The sequence below is a fragment of the Microbulbifer weihaiensis genome (genome assembly GCF_048323715.1).
GTDB lineage: Bacteria > Pseudomonadota > Gammaproteobacteria > Pseudomonadales > Cellvibrionaceae > Microbulbifer.
Map to the genome: position 1 here is coordinate 109,004 of NZ_JBLWFL010000005.1, position 22,638 is coordinate 131,641.

At 58.8% G+C, this 22,638-nt stretch carries 17 protein-coding genes; 5 read left to right on the forward strand and 12 right to left on the reverse strand.

Features of this window, described 5'->3' with window-relative positions; genetic code table 11:
* Positions 1–124 precede the first annotated feature (124 nt).
* The 4 genes from ACNKU7_RS06785 to ACNKU7_RS06800 all read right to left on the reverse strand — a co-directional run bounded on the left by ACNKU7_RS06785 (position 125) and on the right by ACNKU7_RS06800 (position 4,259).
* Entirely contained in the window at positions 125–1,699 is a 1,575-nt protein-coding gene (locus tag ACNKU7_RS06785; protein ID WP_418296216.1) for an AMP-binding protein, read from the reverse strand.
* A gap of 132 nt (positions 1,700–1,831) precedes the next feature.
* Positions 1,832–2,665, reverse strand: coding sequence for an SDR family NAD(P)-dependent oxidoreductase (locus ACNKU7_RS06790; RefSeq protein WP_418296217.1), 834 nt, complete (start codon positions 2,663–2,665; stop codon positions 1,832–1,834).
* A gap of 12 nt (positions 2,666–2,677) precedes the next feature.
* A complete protein-coding gene (locus ACNKU7_RS06795) occupies positions 2,678–3,700 on the reverse strand; it encodes an NAD-dependent epimerase/dehydratase family protein (protein WP_418296218.1) in 1,023 nt (340 codons plus the stop codon).
* Positions 3,701–3,725: 25 nt separating this feature from the next.
* Positions 3,726–4,259 carry a 2,4'-dihydroxyacetophenone dioxygenase family protein gene (locus ACNKU7_RS06800; RefSeq protein ID WP_418296219.1) on the reverse strand — a complete coding sequence of 178 codons (534 nt, stop codon included), beginning with the start codon at positions 4,257–4,259 and terminating at the stop codon, positions 3,726–3,728.
* Between the two features lie 183 nt (positions 4,260–4,442).
* Here ACNKU7_RS06800 and ACNKU7_RS06805 point away from each other — a divergent pair, with 183 nt between their 5' ends.
* Positions 4,443–5,444, forward strand: a complete 1,002-nt coding sequence (locus tag ACNKU7_RS06805; protein WP_418296220.1) for a helix-turn-helix transcriptional regulator — start codon at positions 4,443–4,445, stop codon at positions 5,442–5,444.
* On the opposite strand, the gene ACNKU7_RS06810 is transcribed toward ACNKU7_RS06805, so the two are convergent.
* The 7 genes from ACNKU7_RS06810 to ACNKU7_RS06840 all read right to left on the reverse strand — a co-directional run bounded on the left by ACNKU7_RS06810 (position 5,439) and on the right by ACNKU7_RS06840 (position 14,782).
* Positions 5,439–6,476 (reverse strand): HupE/UreJ family protein, encoded by a 1,038-nt coding sequence (locus ACNKU7_RS06810; RefSeq protein ID WP_418296221.1) that lies wholly within the window; start codon positions 6,474–6,476, stop codon positions 5,439–5,441. The genes ACNKU7_RS06805 and ACNKU7_RS06810 overlap by 6 nt on opposite strands.
* A complete protein-coding gene (locus tag ACNKU7_RS06815; RefSeq protein ID WP_418296222.1) occupies positions 6,473–7,369 on the reverse strand; it encodes a peptidyl-prolyl cis-trans isomerase in 897 nt (298 codons plus the stop codon). Before ACNKU7_RS06815 ends, ACNKU7_RS06810 begins: the two co-directional genes overlap by 4 nt.
* A gap of 9 nt (positions 7,370–7,378) precedes the next feature.
* On the reverse strand, positions 7,379–9,325 hold the full coding sequence (locus tag ACNKU7_RS06820; RefSeq protein ID WP_418296223.1) for a DUF3604 domain-containing protein: 1,947 nt from the start codon (positions 9,323–9,325) through the stop codon (positions 7,379–7,381).
* A gap of 127 nt (positions 9,326–9,452) precedes the next feature.
* Positions 9,453–9,959: a 2,4'-dihydroxyacetophenone dioxygenase family protein gene (locus ACNKU7_RS06825; protein WP_418296224.1), complete on the reverse strand. Its 507-nt coding sequence runs from the start codon at positions 9,957–9,959 to the stop codon at positions 9,453–9,455.
* Positions 9,960–9,963: 4 nt separating this feature from the next.
* Positions 9,964–10,986, reverse strand: coding sequence for an NAD-dependent epimerase/dehydratase family protein (locus tag ACNKU7_RS06830; protein ID WP_418296225.1), 1,023 nt, complete (start codon positions 10,984–10,986; stop codon positions 9,964–9,966).
* Positions 10,987–11,005: 19 nt separating this feature from the next.
* A complete protein-coding gene (locus ACNKU7_RS06835) occupies positions 11,006–12,064 on the reverse strand; it encodes a zinc-binding dehydrogenase (RefSeq protein ID WP_418296226.1) in 1,059 nt (352 codons plus the stop codon).
* A 138-nt stretch (positions 12,065–12,202) separates the two neighbouring features.
* Positions 12,203–14,782 carry a TonB-dependent receptor gene (locus ACNKU7_RS06840; protein ID WP_418296227.1) on the reverse strand — a complete coding sequence of 860 codons (2,580 nt, stop codon included), beginning with the start codon at positions 14,780–14,782 and terminating at the stop codon, positions 12,203–12,205.
* Positions 14,783–15,077: 295 nt separating this feature from the next.
* Here ACNKU7_RS06840 and ACNKU7_RS06845 point away from each other — a divergent pair, with 295 nt between their 5' ends.
* Complete coding sequence (locus ACNKU7_RS06845) at positions 15,078–16,097, forward strand: AraC family transcriptional regulator (protein WP_418296228.1); 1,020 nt, start codon at positions 15,078–15,080, stop codon at positions 16,095–16,097.
* Positions 16,098–16,470: 373 nt separating this feature from the next.
* A complete protein-coding gene (locus ACNKU7_RS06850) occupies positions 16,471–17,985 on the forward strand; it encodes an arylsulfatase (protein ID WP_418296229.1) in 1,515 nt (504 codons plus the stop codon).
* Positions 17,986–18,068: 83 nt separating this feature from the next.
* On the opposite strand, the gene ACNKU7_RS06855 is transcribed toward ACNKU7_RS06850, so the two are convergent.
* Complete coding sequence (locus ACNKU7_RS06855) at positions 18,069–20,381, reverse strand: tetratricopeptide repeat protein (RefSeq protein WP_418296230.1); 2,313 nt, start codon at positions 20,379–20,381, stop codon at positions 18,069–18,071.
* A 200-nt stretch (positions 20,382–20,581) separates the two neighbouring features.
* On the opposite strand from ACNKU7_RS06855, the gene ACNKU7_RS06860 reads away from it, so the two are divergent.
* Together ACNKU7_RS06860 and ACNKU7_RS06865 are read left to right on the forward strand one after the other, a co-directional pair.
* Complete coding sequence (locus tag ACNKU7_RS06860; RefSeq protein ID WP_418296231.1) at positions 20,582–21,574, forward strand: AAA family ATPase; 993 nt, start codon at positions 20,582–20,584, stop codon at positions 21,572–21,574.
* Positions 21,575–21,612: 38 nt separating this feature from the next.
* Positions 21,613–22,635, forward strand: coding sequence for a DUF58 domain-containing protein (locus ACNKU7_RS06865; protein ID WP_418296232.1), 1,023 nt, complete (start codon positions 21,613–21,615; stop codon positions 22,633–22,635).
* The last annotated feature ends 3 nt before the right edge of the window (positions 22,636–22,638 follow it).

Genomic DNA, 22,638 nt, shown 5'->3' on the forward strand with positions numbered 1-22,638 from the left:
CCAGTTGCCCTGTTGGCATTTCCCCTGTCCCCGGGCGTATTTATCCGCCAGGGATATTCGGCAGGCATAAAAAAAGCGCAGCCGGAGCTGCGCTTTCTGGATCGGATCCGGGTGGACACCGGCCTCAGGCTGGTTCCGCGCGCAGCTCCCTGCGCAGGATTTTACCCACGGTGGATTTCGGCAACTCCTTGTGAATCACGATCTGCTTCGGCACTTTGTACGCGGTCAGCTGAGTGCGGCAGAACTCGATCAGTTCCTGCTCTTCAACGGCACCGTCTACAACCAGATGGGCGCACACAGCTTCGCCAGACTGCTCGCTGGGAACGCCAACCACTGCCGCCTCAACCACTTGCGGGTGGCGGCACAGTACGTCTTCCACTTCGTTGGGATACACATTGAAACCGGAGACGATGATCATGTCTTTCAGGCGGTCGACGATACGGATATTGCCGTTGTCCTGAATCAGGCCCACATCACCGGTGCGGAAAAAGCCGTTCTGCAAAACCTTGGCGGTTTCTTCCGGGCGGTTCCAGTAACCCAGCATCACCTGCGGACCGCGCACAACCAGCTCACCACTTTCACCTTGCGGCAATGCATTGCCCTCAGCATCCCAAACCTGCACCTCTGTATCTTTCAACACGGTGCCAACAGTACCGATTTCCTGCTTGCCGAACTCATTCAAACTGATCACCGGTGAGGTTTCCGACAGGCCAAAGCCTTCAGTAACTGGGCAACCGGTGACCTTGTTCCACAGTTCCGCGGCACTGCTGGTCAGGGCGGTGCCACCGGAGAAAGTCATTTTGAGCCCGCTGAAATCCAGTTTCTGGAATTCCGGGTGGCGACAAAGACCCACGAACAGGGTGTTGATGCCGGCAAAGCCGGTAAATTTGAATGGGGATATCATTTTCACGAAGCCGTCGAGATCGCGCGGGTTCGGGATCAGGATATTCATGCTGCCCATGCCAAACAGGGCGAGCATATTCACGGTAAACGCGTAAATGTGATACAGCGGCAGCGGGCAGACGAAAATTTCTTCGCCTTCTTTGCCCAGCCGGGTGATGCGCTCCAGCATCTGGTCAGTGTTCGCCAGCAGGTTCGCATGGCTCAGGCAGGCGCCTTTAGCCACGCCAGTGGTGCCGCCAGTGTACTGCAGCACAGCGATGTCTTCGCGCTTCGCCGTGTTCGGGCGCAATTCCTCACAAGCGGCGCCGCGCTCGATCGCCGACATGAAACTGTGGTAGCCCTCGGGCGCAGTCACTGCCTTGCCCAGCAGGTCGGCGGGGCCGGTCACCAGCACGTGTTCAATTTCGGTAGACGCTTTGATCTCTTCGTATTTGCCGAGGAAGTCCGCAAGGATTACCAGTGCCTTGGCACCGGAATCGGAAAACTGGTGCTGCATTTCCCGCGGTGTGTACAGCGGGTTGGTATTGACTACAACAAGCCCCGCGCGCAGTGCCGCGTAAGCCGCGATCGGGAACTGGATAATATTGGGCAACTGAATCGCGATGCGGTCGCCGGCCTCAAGGCCACATTCGTGCTGAAGCCATTGCGCGAGATGACGGGATTTCTCTTCGATCTCACCGAAGGTCAGTGTCTGACCCAGGCAGTGGTAAGCAGGCTTGTCTTGAAAACGGTTCAGACACTGGCCGATATACTCAGCAAGGTTTGCAGAACCCTGACTCATTTCGCATACGTTCATATTCTGTTCTCTCATCAGCACTCAGGAGATTATTGTTGTTGCTGTCCATTTAATCCTGCACCAAAAAGCGCAGAAAAGTAATCCTATTACTGTGACAAGCCTGACTTCAAGTCCATTCGTGACATCAAAGCCCTACACTGGTGTACGGTCACCATATTGCTTCAGTGCTTCGGCCACTTTTTTGTCTACTATCCAGCGGAACAATCCGGTGTGACTGCGCGCGAGGTAACGGGTCAGCTTCGCCTTGAATCCCGGGGTGATCATGAAGGTGCGCTTGCGCAGGCCATCAAGAATACCCTGCACCGCCACTTCTACCGGCAACACACCCGCGAATTCATTCACGATTTCGGTGACTTTGCTGCCGACGCGACGCTCTTCCTCGAGCATCGGCGTGTGGATTTCGCCGGGGCAGACAACCGACACATCGATGCCACGCGGTTTCAGCTCTGTGCGCAGTACTTCCGCCAGGCCCACAACGCCGAATTTCGATGTCGCGTAGGCGCCGTGAGTGAAGCTGCCACACATGCCCGCCAGTGAGGCAATCAGGGCCAGGTGACCGCCGCTACGCATATGTTTGAGTACGCCCGCGGCAAAGTTGCGGCTGCCATACAGGTTGACCCGGATGCTCTGGTCAAACATCGCGTAGGACATTTCGGTAAACACCGCCGTGCGCAGGATGCCGGCACAGTTGATCGCAAACTCCGGTGCGCCCAGGGTCGCGGCAGCCTCGTCCATTGCACGCTCGACGGCCTCCGGATCGGTGATGTCGACCACAAAGCGCTCAACGCGGGCGTCGCCCCGGCACAGTCCTCGCAATTCCTCCATCAGTGCGTCTTCCACCTTCAGGTCGAAGATCGCTACCGAGGCACCATCCGCGAGCAGGGCGCGGGTCAGGTTCAGACCGATACCGCTGCCACCGCCTGATACAAACGCCACCTTGGGCGTTCCATGTTTCCAGTTGCTCATATTTCTACGCTCTTACGCAGTCGCTGCCACAGCGGCCTGTGTTTTGTTGAAGTGCGATTGCAATTCATCCATCGCCTCGTCGAACGTCACCACGGGCTCGTACCCCAGCAGGCGACGGGCTTTTTCATTCGAGAATTCATTCGGGCCACCCATCAGCCGGTATGACTGCCGGGTAATCATCGGCCGCTGCTCCTGTCGCAACAGGTGGCCGAAAAATTCCAGCACCGGGGCCAGGCCGCGGGCCAGGAAGTTGGGGACAGACTTGGGCGCCGGGGCACCGGCGAGGTTTGCCAGGCGCTGCAGGTATTGCTGCCAGGTAACGCCATAGCCATCGGACGCGACAAAGATCTCGCCGCTGTCACAGTCCGAGCGCGCCGCCGCGATGAGCATGGCGACCAGGTTTTCCACATGAACGAGGCCCGCATCCCAGTCGCCCTTGCCCAGCAGGCAGGGCTGCCCACTGCGCAGCAGCTCCAGCATGGTGTTCACCCAGGGGCCACTGCCAACGCCGAACACATTGCCCGGGCGCACGATGGTCGCCTTGAGACCGCCGTGTTCCACGGCTTCCAGAGTGACCCGCTCCTGTTCCTGCTTGCAGAACTCGTAGGGAGAGCAGGGCTTGCCCACCGGGCTCTCCTCGTCCAGCCGGCCCTTGGCCAGTGCGCTGGCGTAGGCACATACACTGGTGGTAACCACAAAATGGGATCCCCAGCGCATGGCCAGGTCAATGGCCTGCTCGGTGCCGTGCACGGTGATATCCACATGGGACTGCAACGCCCCCCAGTCGCCGACCACGGCCGCCAGGTGGAAAATTGCATCCACCGGACCAATTTCATCGGCGAGGCCAGTGAGCGTGCGTACATCGCCGATAACCGTGCGCAGCTGGTCACCCCAGAGTGTCCACTCTTCGGGCGCCCGCTCACCGGGCATCATCAGGGCAACGACGTTTACTTTTTCAGTCAGCAGCTGGCGCACCAGGTGGCGGCCGATAAAGCCGCCAGCACCAGTTACAAAAGCGGAGTTCAGATGGCGCATGGCAACCTCGTCCAGTATCAGAGGCTTATTCGCCGACGACGATCATGTTCTCGCAGGTTTTGCCTTCCGCTTCACACAGTGCGCGATATACGGTCATCACCATTTTCGCGTCGAGTACGCTGGTGACATTGCCGTCGTCGTCAATGTTCACGTTGCTGCCGAAAACCGCAAACCAGACTTCCGCATCTTCTGTCGCGTCGTCCGCTACGGTCAGGGTGTGTACGGAGTGGGCGGGCTCGAACAGGTAGGAGCCGGCCTTGTTGACCTTGTCCGGGTACTCTTTGTAGAACCATTCGCCCTTGGTGGTCACGGCGAATACCGGGCCGGTGTGGTAATGGGTGTCGACGCAAAAGCCCGGTTTGAACTTGTTGCGGATAACCCACAGGTTCTGGTTCAGATCCACGTGCAGTACCTGCAACAGGGAGCCATCGGGCAGGGGAACCCAGGGCAGATCCGCTTCCTGAATCAGGATCGCCTCACGGGCGTGATCGCGGGATACTACGCCGCCGCTTTGCATTGCGGCCAGCATTTCCAGAATCGGGGTCTTTGTCTCACTCATCGCCATTCTCCAAAAGTTGCATAGGTAGGTTGTTATTCTGTTTCCCCCTGCCCTCTCAACCCTTGTACAGGTGTGAGGGAATTTGCCCAGTCTAGGGAAGATGGCACAAGCCAAACTTGACTTTTTACGAACGCAATTTGACTATTTGCGAACCCCTACCCCAGACAAAAGTCGAAGATCCCCATGTTCCTGATCCGAAGTGGCGCCATCGAAGGCTATGAACAACTGGTCACCCAGTACGGTCAGAACCCCACTACCCTGCTGCAACAGTTCGGATTCAGCAGCGCGCAGCTGCGCGACCCAAACACCTATGTGTCTTATACCCGGCTTGCGGACTTGCTGGATGCCACGGCCGTCGCCTGCGGAAACCCACTGCTCGGCCTGAACCTGGCCGCCGAACAGAGCGTGTTGGCACTTGGCGAGATCGGCCTGTCCATCCGCCAGCAACCCACACTGGCGGACGCGTTCAATTATTCAAACCAGCACATCAGCCTGCATGCCTACGGCGTGCACGTGCAGCAAAAACCCCGCGGAGATGTGCTGGAACTGCAGCTGGCGTTCGACTTTTCCAACGCCAGCGGGCTCGCCCAACTGATGCAACTGAGCGCCGGGCAAGCGTTCAACCTGATTGCGCAAATGGTGGGCAATACCGGCAGCGCACTGAAACTGCACCTGCCCCAGTCTGCCCCCACGACCCGTGTGGATACGCCGTCACCGTACAAAGACCAGATCCACTACGGCAGTAGCTTTGGTGGAATCAGCTTTCCGCTCAGCTGGCTCACGCGGAAACCACAGTACGACGAACAACTGCTGCGGGCGCACTTCCAGCAGCGCATCCGCCTGCTGCAGTCTATTTATCCCGGCAACCTGCAGGCTCAGGTCTGCCATATCATCGGCAACCTGCTGCCCAGCGGCGAGTGCAGCATCGAGCGCGTTGCCGCGGCACTGAATCTCCACCCGCGGGTACTGCAGAAAAAACTGCAGCAGGACGGCACCAGCTTTCGCGCCTTGCTGCAGAAAACCCGCATGGAAGTGGCTGAACGCAACCTGCAGCACGGCCAGCTCAGTGTCACGGATCTGGCGCTGAACCTGGGCTACGCCGATGTGGCGATATTCAGCCGCAATTTCAAACGCTGGACCGGAAACTCCCCGAGCGAATGGAAAACACGGAACAAGAATTCATGAGATCAGCGCGACCGTGCGATCGATCAACCACCAGCTCGCAGTGCCTCCGATAACATAGACCAGCAACGACATCACCATTGCGCGGCTTGCGTGCAGGCGTTTGCCTGTTATCACGCCGGTTTCAAGTCCCGTGCGCAGTAGTACATACACTGCGGCAACTGCGGCGATAAACAATAACTGCCCCGCCTCTACACCGAGATTGAACGCCAGCAGGGATCCCGCGATGGCTTCCGCAGGCACACCGATGTCTGCGAGGGCACCCGCAAACCCGAGGCCGTGCAATAACCCGAACCCCATTGCCACCAGCCACGGGCGCCGAATCGACAGTGTCGACAATCCCCGTTGCTTCAGCAGGATCTCACTGGCAACGAAGACAATACTCAAGGCAATAACCGCCTCTACCGGCGCCTGCGGTACTGACAGCACCCCCAAAACAGACAGCGCCAGAGTCACACTGTGCGCGAGGGTAAATGCGGAGATCGTGATCGCCAGGGAGTGCCAGCCACTCACCAGCAGCAACAGCACGAGTACGAACAAGAGGTGATCGATACCCAGCAGAATATGCTCCACCCCCAGTACAAAATACGTCGGCAGCCAATGGTCAGCCCGGGCGTTTCCAGAAAACACATAGCGGGGATTTTCCGGTACCAGGCGGACTACCTGTTCGCGGCCGTCGAGCCATTCCACGCGCATCAGCACGTCGGTCATGGTCTGCTCCAGTCCGTTCACCACCACCGCGGTTCCGGTTAACCCGGTTGCACTGTTGATGTGCCAGCGTTCACTGTACATACCATTCGCCAGCCGGCCAGCCGCACTATCGAGCTGGGTCACCTCACCATCAAAGGCAACCGAGAGAGAGAGTTTCATCTGCCCCCGTGCGGGCACCCGCCAGAGCACACTGAATTCTTCTGGCGCTTTCTGGGTAATCTGCAGGTATGCGGGACGCAATTCATGGGCCAACACATCACTGACAAATACGCTGCCGCAGAAGGCAATGAGTAACGTCAACGCCCGCATAAGCTTCCCGGTCATCGGCCAGCAACCTCGCGTACCAGTGCAGAGCCACCAGCAACCTGATCCCTTACCTCGGGATCCATCTGTACGCGATACCCTTCACGCAGCAGCTGATACTGCTGCTCCAAAACCTCCGCGTGGGCCTGCGCCTGCCAGTCGCGTACGACCTGCGTCTTTACACTGGCCAATTCTGCCGCAGCTTCCGCCTCATACGTTTCAATAAATACCAGGTGTTCGCCGTAGGCAGATTGGACCGGGCCCAGCCACTGTCCCCGCGGCTGACCAGCCAATTGCTCAGCAAACCCCGGGCCCAGCTGCTTATTCACCGCCTCCGCCGAAGCCTGCGCAATACGGTCGGGTAACAGGGTGCTGTCACCACTCTCATCCGTGCCCGCTGTGGTGCTGTCACTGTGCCTTAAACGGGCAAGCAGCGCTTTGGCATCCCGGGCTGGCGCCGTGCGGGAATCACTGCTGAAATAGATCTGGCGGAAAGTCATGCGTGCCGGCACGCGGTAACGCTCGGCGTTGTCACGGAAAAACTGCGCGAGTACTTCAGGCTCAGGCTCGATCGTATCCACAAGATCCCGAGCGAGAAATTCCATCTTCAGCCGCAGGCGCCGCCGGATGACAGTGTCATCCGACTCCAGCCCGAGCTTCAGTGCCTCACGGTAAAGCACTTCCTCACGCACAAAGTTATCCACCAGCTTCTGCATTTCCTCAGCGTTCGGCGGGCGCTGCCAGCTGCGCTCAAATACCGCCGCCAGATGCTCCACCCGGTTTGGGGTAATCACAATGTCCTCGACCGTATTTGAGTCGGTATTCACCAGCGCATCGACCGCAAACAGCAGCCCGCCGATCAGCGCGAAGTGCAGCAGGGGATCCCGCAGCAGCGGGATTTTATTCAAGTGCATGACAACCACTCACTGTTCAAAGGCATTCACTTCAGCGAAGTACTTTGCTTCCGGCGTGTACCAGATCGGCGAACTCCAGGCCCGCTCCTGAATCGAAACCGGCAGATCCGCACGGGGTTTACGACCGAGCGCGCTGGCATCATGGGTAGACCAGCGCGGTGTCGGAATTTCCAGAACGCGTACGTAGTAAAACGCGTGCTGATCCGGTTTGAAGCTGTCGTCGCGCCATACTGTCGACAACTGGCTGTCACCGATGTCGTTGGTGTAGGTCGCAGTTTCAGGGTCTACGGTATTGCCCACCGGCGGTACCCTGCCGTCATCACCGACGGTGCGTCCATCGGACAGGGCCACATCGAAAATGGCTTCGCGCTGCTCGCCATTTTCAATCCAGCCCTTGACCACCTGGATGCGATCCAGGTTGGCACCAGCGCTGTCTTTCAGCGCGCTGATCAGGAATACCGGTGCTTTCCCGCCCTCCGATGCGGGCAGTTCCCCGCCCATCGGCACGCCGGTGCGGTAGGCCTGCTCAACCCAGTCACTGCTTTGCGGCGTGGTTTCATCGAAGTTCCATCCGCCGAAGAAACGCACTTTCATGCGCGTGCCGGTGGTTGCGTAGGTTTCCTTGCGCATCAGCGCGGCGTAAATCGCCTCACGGGTATTTTCCGGGGCCCACACGGCGGCGAGACCACCGGAGCTGAATTCACGCACGCGGCGGTTGTTGACTTCGTCTCCAGGCAGCGGGCCATCGAGACGTTTTTGCGCCGTGGCCTCAATACCGAACTTGCCGGTGTGATTGTCTTCTTCCACCGAAGCCGCCGCGTTGTGGGTGTCGGAATCCCCGATCAAACCAAATTTGTAGGGATTGGGCCGGCCATCCGCCGCCATCGACAGGCCGTCCAGATACGCCTGACGGGCATAACCGCCTTTTTTGTGCTCCGGCACCACGGCTGCACTGGCAGCCAGCAGGTAATCCCACAGTTCAAAACCGGCAAATTCATCATTCGGCGACAGGGAGGGATGGGTTTCCGAGGTGCCCTTGATCTGGGTGACCTCATACAGTGGCTCATTGGCGATGCGCGCTTCGATATATTCCGCCGACAGCGGTTCGCCATCGGCAGTGGCCGTGGGGAACATCAGCCCATCGCTGGCATTGCCGTTGTGGGTAATCGCCAGCAACGTCGCACCATTTTCGCGGGCACGATCCATGTACTTCCACAGATCCTGCGGGTCTTCGGATTCATTGGTGCTGAAGGGCAGCTCGGGTACGCCTTTGGAAGACTCGAACACCACCACCCGGTGCAGATTGCGCATGGCCGGGGTGGAGGTCCATTCGAATGCAGGGAAGGTAGTGAACCTGCCCGGCTCATAGTATTCATCGGCGGTGCGCACAACTTCCTGCCAGATTGGCTTCATGATTGCCGGGTCTGCCAGCGCAGGATCCGCCATGCCCGGCGACATGGTATCCAGCACCCGCGCGTAGGCATCAAACGCCACTTTCCTGTCCTTTGACAGAATTTCTTTGGCAATCGGCAACTTGCTCGCGGGGTTGTCCGGATCCTGCATTTTCTTGAACACACCGAGGTATTCGGAGTGGTCGGACACCGCGTAAAAATCCAGTGGCCGCTTGATCTGCATAACACCGGCAGCCGCTGCAGCCGGGATCGCCTCGCCCTTCGCCCAGCGGTAGGCATCGGCCGGGGTGGTGTTGGCACCGTTGGTCAGGGCATCAAAGGAATAACTGGTGTGTACGTGAAAATTCCCGAAGTAGACATTTTCAGCGAGTTTCGCTCTCCCCGCCGGCTCATTTGCAGTGGACGAATGACGGTCGTTAACACCCGGTGCCGATTGCTCAACAACCGACTCTGCCGCCGCTGCTTGCTGTGCTTCGTTTGCCACCTGTTCGCCGCACCCTACCAGGCCAAGGGCCAAAAGGCAGATACCAGAAATATGTCGCATCCGTTTTCTCTCGTTATTGCTTATCCGGTGAAGTGATTGCTTGTGTCGCCAGGGATAAAAAACTGCGACCGCCCCGGTAACGGGACAGGTCGCAATTTTTTGGGGGAGATTTAGAGAGGCCTTGGCATCACTCGTCTGAGTAGCCAGCGCCAGAGACCGGCTTGATATACCGCGGGACAATACCCTGTGCTTTCGCCGCTTCGCGGATCATCATTTCAATCCAGCCCGCGTCCATCACATTCATGAACTCGTCGTTTTCGTCAAAATTGATATTGGCTCCGGTCACCATCATGAATGTATCGGTCACTTCGCCATTGCTCTCCGGTACGTGCAGCTGGTGGACGGAACCGCCTGGTTCATATAAATAGCTGCCCGCGGTCTGCGGCTGATCCGGGTACTCAACGTAGTGCCAGCTGCCACTCATGGTGTACAGGTGTACCGCGCCGGTGTGGAAGTGCCTGGGCAGGGTAACGCCGGGCTCAAACAACACCCGCAGTACCCAGACGCCGTTCTCGGCATCCAGGAAGCAGGGGTAAACGTGTACCCCGGGCAGCACATCGCGGATCAGTGGCAGTTTGCTGGTGTCCAGGGTCAGCAGGGAGTCCTGCGAATGGAAGGGAATTGGCAGTACCATTTTTTTATCCTCTAACGCTCTGATTGTTTTTTTCTACGCTTGGTTTGTTTTTTTGCGAGTAAGCCTGGCGGATTTCCTGCATGGCTTCCTCCAGGGTTACAGATGGGTGGTAACCGAGTTTTTCCCGCGCCTTGGTCGCATCAAAAATGCTTTCCATACCGGTAAGGCGATAGGCAAGCAGGGTCACCGGCGGGGCTTCTTTCAGGCCTAACAGCGTGCCGAAAAACTCCAGCACCGGTGCCAGTACCCGAGCGATAACATTGGGAATACTCTTCGGCGCCGGCAGGGATAGCGTCTGCGACAGCGCGTTCAGGTACTGTTTCCAGGTCACCCCGTGGCCATCAGAGATCACAAAAATATCCCCGTTGTCGACCCCGTCACGAGTGCCCGCAAGCACCAGTGCCCGGACCAGGTTATGCACATGCACCAGCCCGGCATCCCAGTCACCGCTGCCCATCAGCGACGGCTTTTTCTCGGCCAGGAACTCTCGAAAACGGTTAACCCACACACTGCCAACGCCGTAGACATTGGCAGGCCGGATGATGACCGCGTGCAGGCCGTGCTCGCGCACCGCCAGCAGGGTCACATCTTCCTGCTGTTGCTTTGCGAATTCATAGCTGGAAGCGGGTATCCCGCGCGGCGTGGATTCATTCAACTTCCCGGCACCCATGGCACTGGCAAACGCGGCAATGCTGGTGGTTACCACGAAGCGGGCATCCCATCTCAGCGCCAGCAAAATGGCCTGCTCGGTTCCACGCACAGTGATGTCCACATGCTCCTGACGTGAGCCCCAGTCGCTGACCACGGCTGCCAGGTGGAAAATGGTATCCACCTCACCAATCTCTTCGAACAGACCTTCGAGTTGGCGCACATCACCGGTGACCACACGCACACGCCCGCCCCAGTTTTCCGGTACCGGTTCTCCCGGCAACATCAATGCGGTGACGTTACAGCCGTGTGCGAGCAACTGCGCCACCAGATGCCGGCCGATAAAACCGCCGGCACCGGTAACAAATACATTTTCCATGGTGAATCCCCTCGCCCTGTTACGCGTGCTCCAGCTCGCCCGAGCGCCACGGCTCCACGATCACCTTGATGTGTGCATTGGGTTGCATCAGGGTGTCGAACGCGGCCGGTACACCATCGATACCCACAGTGCCGGTCCACAGCGCTCTCCAGTTCACCAGCCCTTTGGCTATGCGATCGAGGCATTCGGCAAACTCTTCCGGTGCGTAGTAGTAGGTGAACTTGATGTCCATTTCCTTCACCAGCGCGAAGGCGAAGTTCACCGGGGTTTCCGCGGTATGAACCCCGGTAACCACCAGCAGGGATTTTTCCGGAGCACGCTTGATGAAACTGGTGAGCAATGTGTGGATACCCACACATTCAAATATCACCACACGCCCCTCCACGGCGAGGGTTGCGGCTTTCACCACCTCGTCTTCCTGAGTCGGATCCACGGCTTCGGTTGCGCCGAATTCCAGTGCCATCGCACGGCTTGAAGGTTGCGGATCGGAGGCGACGATATGACGCACACCGCGCAGGCGCAGTGCTGCAATCACTGCCAGACCGATGGGGCCACAACCGGCCACCAGCGCCACATCGTTCTCGCCGATTTCCGAGCGGTTGACGGAATGCAGGCCGACGGCCAGCGGTTCCGTGATCGCCGCCGCCTGTGGAGACACGCCCTCTGGCAGCGGCAGCATCAGCGCCTCATCCAGCAGGAAATACTCGGAGTAAGCCCCATTCACGCCCGGGGTGACACCGATGCCGGCACCATTCTGGGACATCAGGATTGGCACGCTGGTGACCTTGCTGCCCACCGGCAGTTCACCCTTGGTGCCGGGGCCGTAAGCCACTACTTCGGCGCTGTACTCGTGCCCCAGCATGATCTCGGGGTTGACCTCGAGTTCCGCCGGCATCAGGCCCATTTGTTTATACAGGCCAAACACTTCGTCGGAGTGGCGGGTAAGGTGCAGGTCGGATCCGCAGATACCGCAGGCGAGGGACTTAACCAGTACCTGCCCCGGACCCGGTTGCGGAACGTCAACGGTTTCCAGCTGGATGCTGCCATCGCGCAGCACGATTGATTGCATGGTTTGCATAATTTCTCTCGCTATTTTTATTCTTCCAGAGGACAAAAAAGTATCGCGCCACGCGGGGGGTTACCGCATAAATCCTGGCAATGACGCTTGGCTTCTGTGTTGGCAGCACTGCGCAAAGTCAGTGCCGCCGGGCCGTCATCAGTTGCCCAGTGTGTAGATGAACTTGACGTTCCACGAGCGTCCCGCAAGCGGCATATAGTTATGCGCACCGGCGAACAGCGGCACATCATTGATGTAGTTAAAGTGATCCCGGTCGGTAAGGTTCTTACCGGTCAGGGCCAGCTGCCAGGCACCATCGGTCGGCATGAAGATCAGGCCGGCATTTACAAACGCCTTGCCTTTTTCAAGCGCAATGGGATCAAGGTCGTCCACGCGATAGGTATCACTGTAGTAATTGACCGCCAGGTTCGACTTCAGCTCATAGCTACCCAGAGGCAGGAAATGGCTCGCCATCAGGGAGCCGGTGGTATCGGGTGCATTGGATGTGGTGCGTCCGGCCATGTCATTGATGCCGGCCGCGGCGCACAGTGCGTTGCTGTAACCCAGCGCCGCGCCCAGCTGACCGACGATATCCCCGGCGGCACCAGCGGCCTGGTACAGTGCTTCGCGCTCACTGAGGAACTGGTTACTGGTACAGGCCTGGTTGGGGAACTTGTCGTAAGTAAAATCAAGCAGGCCGATCGCCCCCGACAGCGTCAGGTTGTCGGTGGCGAGCCAGCGACCGTCAATCTCAATACCGCGGGAAGTAGCCTCTGCCGCGTTCTGCACTTCAAACGTGGTGTTGCCACTGAAGATCGCCGCCTGCAGGTCTTCAAAGCGAGTTTCGAACGCAGCCACATTCAGCTCTGCCGCACCGCCCAGCAACTTCGCCTTAAGGCCGAGCTCAAACGAAGTGGCTTTTTCTTCCTCGAAGCTCACATCCTCGGAGAAGGCTCCGTTGCCACGGGTCGGACTGCGCATGTAGAAGGAATTGAAACCGCCCGCCTTGAAACCAGTGGAGACGGTGGCGTAGGTCATGATGTCGTCGTTGAGGTCGTACTGTACATTCACGGACCAGGTCGGACTGTTTTCCTTGCGGGTCATCCCCGGGTCATTCGCAGTGAACTCATGGTTGGCAAATTCGCCCACCGCCTGAGCAACGCCGTTCACCCAGGCCTGCTGGGAGGGCGTGGTATTACGTTCAGCAAAATCGACTGCGTAAGTGGCCTTGGCTGCGGACTTCTCTTCGCTGGTGTAGCGCAGGCCGAGAGTGGTGCGGAAACTGTCGGTAATGTGCCAGGTGCCCTGGGCGAACGCTCCCAGGGTATCGGTCTGCTGATCGAGACGCGCATAGCGCCCAACCCCGTCGGGGAGACCGTCGAAGGCTGCTGCAGTACCACAGGCATTCACCACACCGGCGGGCGCGCCAAGGCCAATTACGCCGAGGCCAGTGGCCACCGCATTGCCACCCACATACAGCGCCGACAGGTCACCACCCATGGCACCGACGCCCGCGGCGCAGCCACCGTAAAGCACCTGCTGCAGAACCGGGATGTTGAACAGCGACAGGCCGTCGACCGTCATGTCCTGCTTCTGCCAGTAGAGACCGGTCATGTATTCGAAGTTGTCCCCTGCATTGGCGGTAAAGCGGACTTCCACGCTGTTCTGGGAAAAATCTTCGGTGTCGTCAAAGCGCAGACCGTCCAGCGGCGAATAGTCCGCATCCAGGTAGCGCTCGTAATCGTAGGCAGAGTGCCCGGCAACAATATTGAGCGTACCGGATTCCAGTTCGGTCTCACTCATGATGGTGAATTCGTTGTGGCTGCCGCTCATTTTCTGGGTGGAGCCGAAATCCAGTACAGGGTTGGTATTACCCATGCGGGTTACGTCGGTGCCCTCGATGGCGCCAAGGGCCGCCAGCGGACCGGCTTGCATGGTCGCGTGGGGGAAGGCACCAATATCAAAGTCGGCGCTCTCTGCGATCGCCGTAATCACGGTATTGTCAGACGCATCCCATTCGAGGGTCGCGCGGCCCATCAGCTCATCACTGCGCGGGTCGTGGGTATCGTAAAACTGGTTGTGCACCCAACCCTTGTCCATCTCGCGGGATAACACCACAAAGCGACCGCGCACCCCATCGGCCAGCTCGCCGGACACCATGCCTTCCAGTTCACTCTGCTCGAACTCAGGGGTATAGCCAGCACTCAGCCGCGCAGTAAAGTCTTCAGTCGGGCGAGCGGAAGTCACGTTCAGCGCACCGGCCACCGTATTTTTCCCAAACAGGATACTCTGGGGACCGCGCAACACCTCCACCCGCTCCACATCCACAAAAGCGAAGCGCGACTGCGTGGAACGGCCGCGATAGATGCCGTTCATGAACGTGCCCACAGACTGCTCGAAGCCAGCCTGCGCGCCGGACTGCATACCGCGAATGTTGAGCTGATCCGAAATCGAACTCTTGGTGACCGACATATTGGGGATATAGCTGGACATATCCTCGAAGCGTTCAATTCCTGCCTCTTGTATGGACTCTCCAGTCATTGCAGAAACCGACAGAGGTACATCCTGCAGGGATTGCTCGCGCTTTTGCGCGGTAACGGTAACGTTTTCCAGAACGCGACCGTTATTGTCACGTTCGTCACTGTCCGTACTGGATTGCGCCAACGCAGGCATATGAATCAGGGTGAAAATCAGACTACTGAGAATGGTACGCTTGAATTTAAGCTGTGACTGAATCATCGCTAGGTGTCCTCAATTAGCGTTATTTTTATATGTGGTGGGACTAGCCGGTCTGAACCATTGCTGCCCATATCTGCTACAGGAACGATGCCGAGGTTAATGGACGCGGAGCGAGTCGGTTTGATTTTTTGGGACAGGGGCTTTGCAAAATGGGACAGCGGGGATAAGCTCACAGACCGTGGCATCAGCGTCATCCAACTCGCTGTACCACGATATGGATAAAGCGGCGCCAGACCGCGACCATAGCCAGGGCATAGCGACTAATAAAAATAATGAAGCGACATGAGAGCCGAGCATGACTGAATTTGTCAGAGCCGGATCCCTCAATGGATATGATGAGCTCACGCGAAAAATGGGTGCCAACCCCGTGCAGCTTCAGAAATCCGCGGGGCTCCCCTCAAGCCAACTACGCGACCCCGACAACCTGATTCCCTACGAAAACCTCGGCAAGCTATTGGAGATCACGGCCCGGGAAACCGGTAGCGAAACCTTCGGCTTGCGCCTCGGCATCAGCCAGGGGCTGAGCGTACTGGGGCTATTTGGTGCCTATATGTCCCGACAGGACAGTGTTGCCAACGCGCTGGCCGTGGGCAGCAAACACACCCACCTGCATGCCCAGGGCGCCATACTCACCATGGAGCCCACCCATACCGGAGAAACGGAGCTCAAGCTGGATATCCTGATTGCCCAGACCGGCCGGTTCCCTCAACTGATGGCACTCAGCATCGGGCTTGTTTATCAAATGATCCGCGATATGGCCGGCCAACAGTGGCATTCGAGCCGGGTTTTCTTCCGCCACCCGCCACCGGAAAAAGGCAGGGATCTCTACACTCAGCTGTTTGCCTGCCCGGTGGAATTCAATGCGGAGCACGATGGTTTTTATATCGACCGCGAAACGCTGGCGAGAAAACCCCGCACGCTGGAAGGTCTGGTAAACGAGATCATTTTCAATCAGTTCGAGCAGTTGAAAACCAGCGCGGATAACGATCTTACCCCGCTGGTTAAACACGCCATCCTCGGCCTGCTGCCCACTGGAGACTGCAGCAAGACCAACGTCGCCCTCTGCCTTGGCATGCATCCGAAGAAATTGCAGCGTGCGCTGGAATCGTCCAACACAAGTTTTCGCGCATTGCTGGAGGAGACCCGCAAGGAAGTGGCTAAAACCGCCGTGTTCAAAAGCAGCATGTCGCTCACCAGTATCGCGCTCAACCTGGGTTATGCCGATCTGGCGGTTTTCAGTCGCAGTTTCCGACGCTGGTTTGGGCTGCCCCCGTCCATGGTTGCAGGGCGAAATCAGCAGGGCAGCGCCGGTTAACCGGCAACGTTTTCCTCTCTCGCAGGTAGAGCCTTAAGGGTTTACCAGAGACCGGCGGGCACTTACAGCATCACCGATCGCACAACCGACGCCGGCTCGGTTATTGCGTTTATTGCCACCTAAAATCAGCATTCATTCATAGTTGGAAACATCGCAATGCCCTCTTCCTGGGTTTGACCCAGATACGATAAAAATCCCAACTTCCATTCCAAATCAAAATATTAAATTCATCTCCCCTACGGGAAACCTGTTCTTGCCAGGTTCTTTTGTTGAGCCGTCTCTCGTCGCAAAAAACAATAACAAGAAATTACTTGGCTATGCTCAAACGTATTACCGTCATCGAAAATCCTTACCCAACAGAGGAGGATATCCTTTGGGCAACCTACGTAAACGGTTTGCTTCTGTCGCCCTGCTGATCGGCCTGGGTGCAGCGGCAGCAACACAGGCGGCAGAGAAACCCAACATTCTCGCCATCATGGTGGATGACGTGGCGTCGATCTCGCTGAGCGCTTACTCCCACGGCATGACCTACCCCACCCCCAATATCGACCGCATTGCCAACGAAGGTGCGCTGTTTACCGACCACTACGCGCAACCCAGTTGTACCGCAGGGCGCGCGGCATTCCTGATGGGACAATTGCCGGTGCGCACGGGTCTTACCACCGTGGGCCAGCCGGGCAACCCGCTGGGGATCAAGGAGGCCGACCCCACCCTCGCGGAATTCCTCAAGGCACAGGGCTACATGACCGCCCAGTACGGTAAGAACCACCTGGGGGACCTGGATGAACACCTGCCCACCAAACACGGATTCGACGAGTTTTACGGCAACCTCTACCACCTGAACGTGTCCGAGGAACCGGAGCAGGAGGACTACCCGAAAGACCCGAATTTCAAAAAGAAATTCGGCCCACGCGGGGTAATTGAATCCTATGCCGACGGCCGTATCAAAGACACCGGCCCGCTCACCCGCAAGCGTATGGAAACCTTTGACGAGGAAATCCTGTCACGCAGCCTGGATTTTATGGAGCGGGCAAAAAAAGCCGGCAAGCCATTTTTTATCTGGCACGCCACCAGCCGCATGCATGTGTATATCCACCTGAAGCCGGAAAGCCGCAACCTGGCTACCGACATCAGCTCTGAAGACGACCTTTTCGGCAGCGGCCTGCTCGAACACGACGGCCATGTAGGCAAGCTGCTCGACAAGCTGGATGAGCTGGGGATTGCCGATAACACCATCGTCATCTATACCACCGACAACGGTCCGGAACAGAGCTCATGGCCGGATGCCGGCACCACCGAGTTCCGCGGTGAGAAAATGACGACCTGGGAAGGCGGCGTGCGCGTGCCCTTCCTGGTGCGCTGGCCCGGCCGTATTCCCGCGGGCCTGAAGCTCAACGGCATTTCTTCGCACGAGGACGTGTTCCCCACCATTGCCGCGGCACTGGGAGAACCGAACCTGCGGGATAAGCTGAAGAAGTCCGACAAGGTGTATATCGACGGCGAAAACAACCTCGATTACTGGACGGGCAAAAGCAAAAAATCCGCGCGTAACAAGTTCTTCTACTACTACGAGTCGCAGCTGACTGCGTTGCGCGTGGGCCCGTGGAAAATGCACTTCGCCACCAAGCCTGATGGCCTGTATTTTGGCGACATGGTCACCCACACCATGCCCAAGCTGTTCAACCTGCGCAAAGATCCGCTGGAACACTATGACGGCATTACCGGGTTCCACCAGATCATGCGCAAGAGCTGGGTATTCCAGCCGGCCATTGCGATACTCAATGAGCACCTGGCCACGTTCAAGGAGTTCCCGCCCCGGCAGAAGGCCGCCTCGCTGAATATCAATGAGGCCATCAAACAGGCCACGCAAGTCACGGAAAACCGTTAACACGGCCTGCCTCTCACAAAAAAGCGCGGCTACCCGGCCGCGCTTTTTCTTTGCCCGCTTTTTCCTTACCCCACGCCGATCTTTTATTGCAGCAACTGTTGATACTTTTCGGCCGCGGCCATGTTGCCCTGCTCGTGATTGAGGGATGCCAGACCGGAAATTATCTGACGGTCTCCGGGGAAACGCGCCAAAGCCCGCTCAAGCTCACGAATGGCCTCGTCCGCTTTTCCCTGTGAATTCAGGCCAATGGCGTACACGTACACATAGTGCGGTGGCGCCGTATCACTGTGTGCGGCAGCGCGCAGGAACCCCAGCGCTTCCTGCATTTTTTTCTGGCGCACCAGGGACAGGCCCAGTGAGTGCTCAACCGGCGTCTTATCCATGACAGTCGCCAGCGCGTCGCGCAACACCCGTTCACTTTCCTGCTCCCTGCCGGTAGCCCGATAGAGATCCGCCAGGTTGATATACGCCGGGCTATAGCCCGGCTCCAGTGCAATGGCGTCGCGGAAATATTTCTCCGACTTCGCCGGCTGGCCCTGCTGGAAAAACAGGCCCGCCAGGTTCGCCAGCGACTCGGGCCGGTCGCCATTGAAAATTTCCGACCGCTGGTAGTTCGCCAGGCCGCGATTGAACTGCCGGCGAACCTCTTCCGGATACTGTTCCAGTGGCGCCCCGGCCATGGCATTGGCAGCCAGCGCCGTGATCACCTTTTCGTCCTCGTACAGCAGCGGAATCGCCACTGCCGGGCGTATGCGCTCGGGCACATTTTCCAGCGCCTGTGCCAACCCCAGGTGCAACAGCGCGTCGTCGCCCTGGGCAATCACCTGCAATACCTGTGCACTGGTCTGTGAGAGGAAATGCGGCAGCATGGAAACGGCGGTGGCGCGCACGATTTCAGGCTGGGCCTCATCCATCACCAGGTTGAGCAAACGTCCCTCGGCATCCGGTGCGCCGGTACGCCCGGCAAACAGTGCTTCACCGTAGTGGGGATCCGGCTTGCCAAACTTGCTTTCCAGAACCTCTGCCGCCCAACTGGCCGGCCTGTCGCTGTGGCAACCGGTACAGGCATTCGGCGATCCAATCGACATGGACAGGTCGGGGCGCGGCACACGGAAGCTGTGATCCCGCCGCGCGTCCACCTGCATATAGGTTTTCTCGGGCATGTGGCAGCTGACACACTGGGCGCCGTCGCTACCCGCCTGATGCAGGTGATGATCAGCGGTATCGAATTTTTGCGGCAGGTGGCACTGGGCACAGAGCGCATTACCCTCGGCGCGCACCTTTGTAGTGTGCGGGTTGTGGCAGTTACTGCAGGTCACCCCGGCACCGTGCATTTTGCTCTGCAGGAAGGAACCGTACACATAGACTTCGTCGTTGATCTGGCCGTCGGCGTGATAGAGGCCATCGCGCAACAGTGCCGGATTGAAATGGTCGAGGAACTTGCTCTGCGGATGCGCACCGGGAAACGCGGTACTGCGGCGGGAATGGCACTGGGCGCAGCCCTGTATCTCTTTCTGAATGTCCGCGCTGGCCGTATTTTTCACCAGCTGCGCGATGCCCGTTTCCCCATCCATTTGCCAGACGCCGGTGAGACGATCGCGATAGGAAATTTCCAGCCCCAGGTTGTCGCCATAGCCCGCCCGCTGATCCGCCGCTGCGTTCGCCCATTCCACATGTCGCGACGCCGGCCCGTGGCAGGCTTCGCAGCCCACGTTGATCTCCGACCATTCACTGGCAAAGGTTCTGGTGGCGGTATCGTAATTTTTCTGGAAGTTGGTGGAGTGGCAGTCGGCGCACATGAAATTCCAGTTCTGGTTCAACCCGGTCCAGTGCAGCGGGTCACCGGGTTTGATCTCTTCATCCGGGTACAGGTGAAACCAGCGCTGGCCACCGGCTTCCCGGCTACGGGAATCCCAGGCGACCGACAGCGCCTGCAACTTGCCACCGGGCAACTCAATCAGGTACTGCTGCAGCGGCTCAATGCCGAAGGTGTAGGCCACCGGGAAATCCTGCAGCTTTCCGTCCGGCCCATCGGTGCGTACAACATATTTGTCGCCTTGCCGGGAGAAGCGGGACACGGTGCCGAAATAATCAAATTCTGTATTGTCGAAATCCCCCACCACCGTCTCTGGCGTCGGGAGTTTCATTGCCATGTCGTGGTGGGAATTTTGCCAGGACTCGAATTCCGATGCGTGGCAGCTGGCGCAGGCTTCGGCGCCCACATAAGTGCGTTTGGCCTGGGCCAGTTTCTTTTCGTCGGCGGGTGGCGGCGCCTTCGATTCATTACGTTCAACCACAGCACGACTGTCGACGGGTGAACTCTGCTTGTCACAGCCAAGCAGCAACAGTGCGGGCAGCAGGAAACACAACAGGTTGCGCATAGAGCTTCCAGACATTGTTATTCATTTATCGTGGCGGGCCAGGTGCGCCCGCGTGTTCTGTAGCGGCCTTTCAGTATAGCTGTGTGTCGCCACAGTTTTCGCCAGCGGCCGACTGCGCGACGCGGTATTCAACCCAGACCATGTTCATCCGCAACTCTGCTAATTTTTATAGGTTCTACCTTAGGTTTCATTCATTCAGCGCCCAGGAAATTTTCATGTCAGCCCGCGAGCAAATTGCGCAACTGGAAGCCAGCGTCGGTCAGGCGATCATCGGCCAGCGGGACGTCATCCGGCGCCTGGTGATCGGCCTGCTGGCAAACGGCAACCTGCTGGTAGAAGGGTTGCCCGGGCTGGCCAAGACTCGCGCCATCAAGGCCATGGCAAAAAACCTGGAGGCGGACTTCAGCCGCATCCAGTTCACCCCGGATCTGTTGCCCGCGGATGTCACCGGTACCGATGTGCTGTTCAAGGAGGCATCCGGTTCAGAATTCCGCTTTCACCCCGGGCCGATATTCGCCAACCTGGTGCTCGCGGATGAAATCAACCGCGCGCCGGCAAAAGTGCAGTCCGCCTTGCTCGAAGCCATGGAAGAGCGGCAGGTCACCGTGGCCGGCAAGACCCACAAGTTGCCGCCGCTGTTTATGGTGATGGCGACCCAGAATCCCATCGAACAGGAGGGCACCTACCCCCTGCCCGAGGCGCAGATGGATCGTTTCCTGATGCATGTGCTGATCACCTATCCCCCGGTGACCGACGAAGTGGACGTCATCAACCTGGTGCGCAGCGAGGAAGTGCTGGCAGCAGCAAATGCCGCGCAGAGCGGAGCAGCGGCCGCCCCTGCAAGCGTGATCCCGCAGCAGTCGATCTTCGACGCCCGCCGGGAAATCGCCAGCATTCACGTATCCGATGCCATGGTGCGCTATATGGCTGATCTGGTGGACGCCACCCGCCGGCCGGCGGACATCTCCGACAATCTCGCGCGCTGGATCGATATCGGCGTCAGTCCCCGCGGCTCCATCGCGCTGGATAAATGCGGCCGCACCAACGCCTGGCTGGAAGGGCGCGACTACGTCGACCCGCAGGATGTCCAGGCCATCGCGCACGATGTATTGCGCCACCGGCTGGGACTCACCTTTGAAGCCCAGGGCGAAGGCATCAGTGCCAACGATGCCATCGACGAGTTGCTGCGCCACGTGGCCCTCCCCTGAACCTCTGGCAAAACCCCGATACCCGCGTTGTAACCAGTATGTTCCGCCTCTACGACCGCTTCCGCAATCGCGCCCGCGCCGATGTCCTGCCGAAACAGACGCAGGACACCGGGCAGGATCGGCGTATCTATGTGGATCTGGCCTACCTGCAATCCCTGGAAGCCCGCGCACGGCAACTGCAACTACTGCCGCGACAGAAAGCCCGCAGTGTACTGAGCGGGCGCCATGCTTCATCCCTGCGCGGCCGCGGGCTCAACTTTGAAGAGCTGCGGGAGTACTGGCCATCGGACGATGTGCGCACCATCGACTGGAAGGTAACCGCGCGCACCGGTGAGCCCCATGTGCGCGTGTATTCGGAAGAGCGCGACCGCCCCGCGCTGATCGTGGTGGACCAGCGCATGTCCATGTTCTTCGGTACCCGCCACGCGATGAAATCCGTCACCGCCGCAGAAGCGGCCGCACTGGCGGCGTTTGCCATTCTCGAACAGGACGACCGCGTGGGCGGCATTGTGGTGACCGACACCCAATTGCTGCGCCAGCGCCCACAGCGCAATCGCCGCGCCCTCACGCGCTTTCTCACCGAACTGGCCCGCGCCAATCAGGCATTACACGCCGATGCCCCGGTGGCCGAGCCCACGTCCCTCGACCAGGTGCTGCAGGCAGTGGCGAATATCGCCCGTCGCGATCACCTGGTACTGCTGATCAGCGATTTCGATGTGGTGGGCCCGGGCACCGAGCGGCTGCTGAGCGGTATCGCCCGCCACAACGACGTGATTCTGGTACCGGTGGTGGATCCCAGCGGTGAGTCGGTACCCAGGTCACTGGTGAGCGCCATTTCCGACGGCGATCAGCAGGCCACGCTGGATACCCGCAGCACCGACACCCAGAACGCGATGGATCAGTTCAACCGCCAGCGCCGCCAGATCATCCACGACTGGCACCTGCGCTACGGACTGCCGGTCGCACAACTGTCCACCGGCGAAGACACCCTGCCCCAGCTGCAGCGGCTGCTGGGGCTGATGCCCCGCTCGGCGCGAACCGCACAAGCCGGAAAGGATTGAATG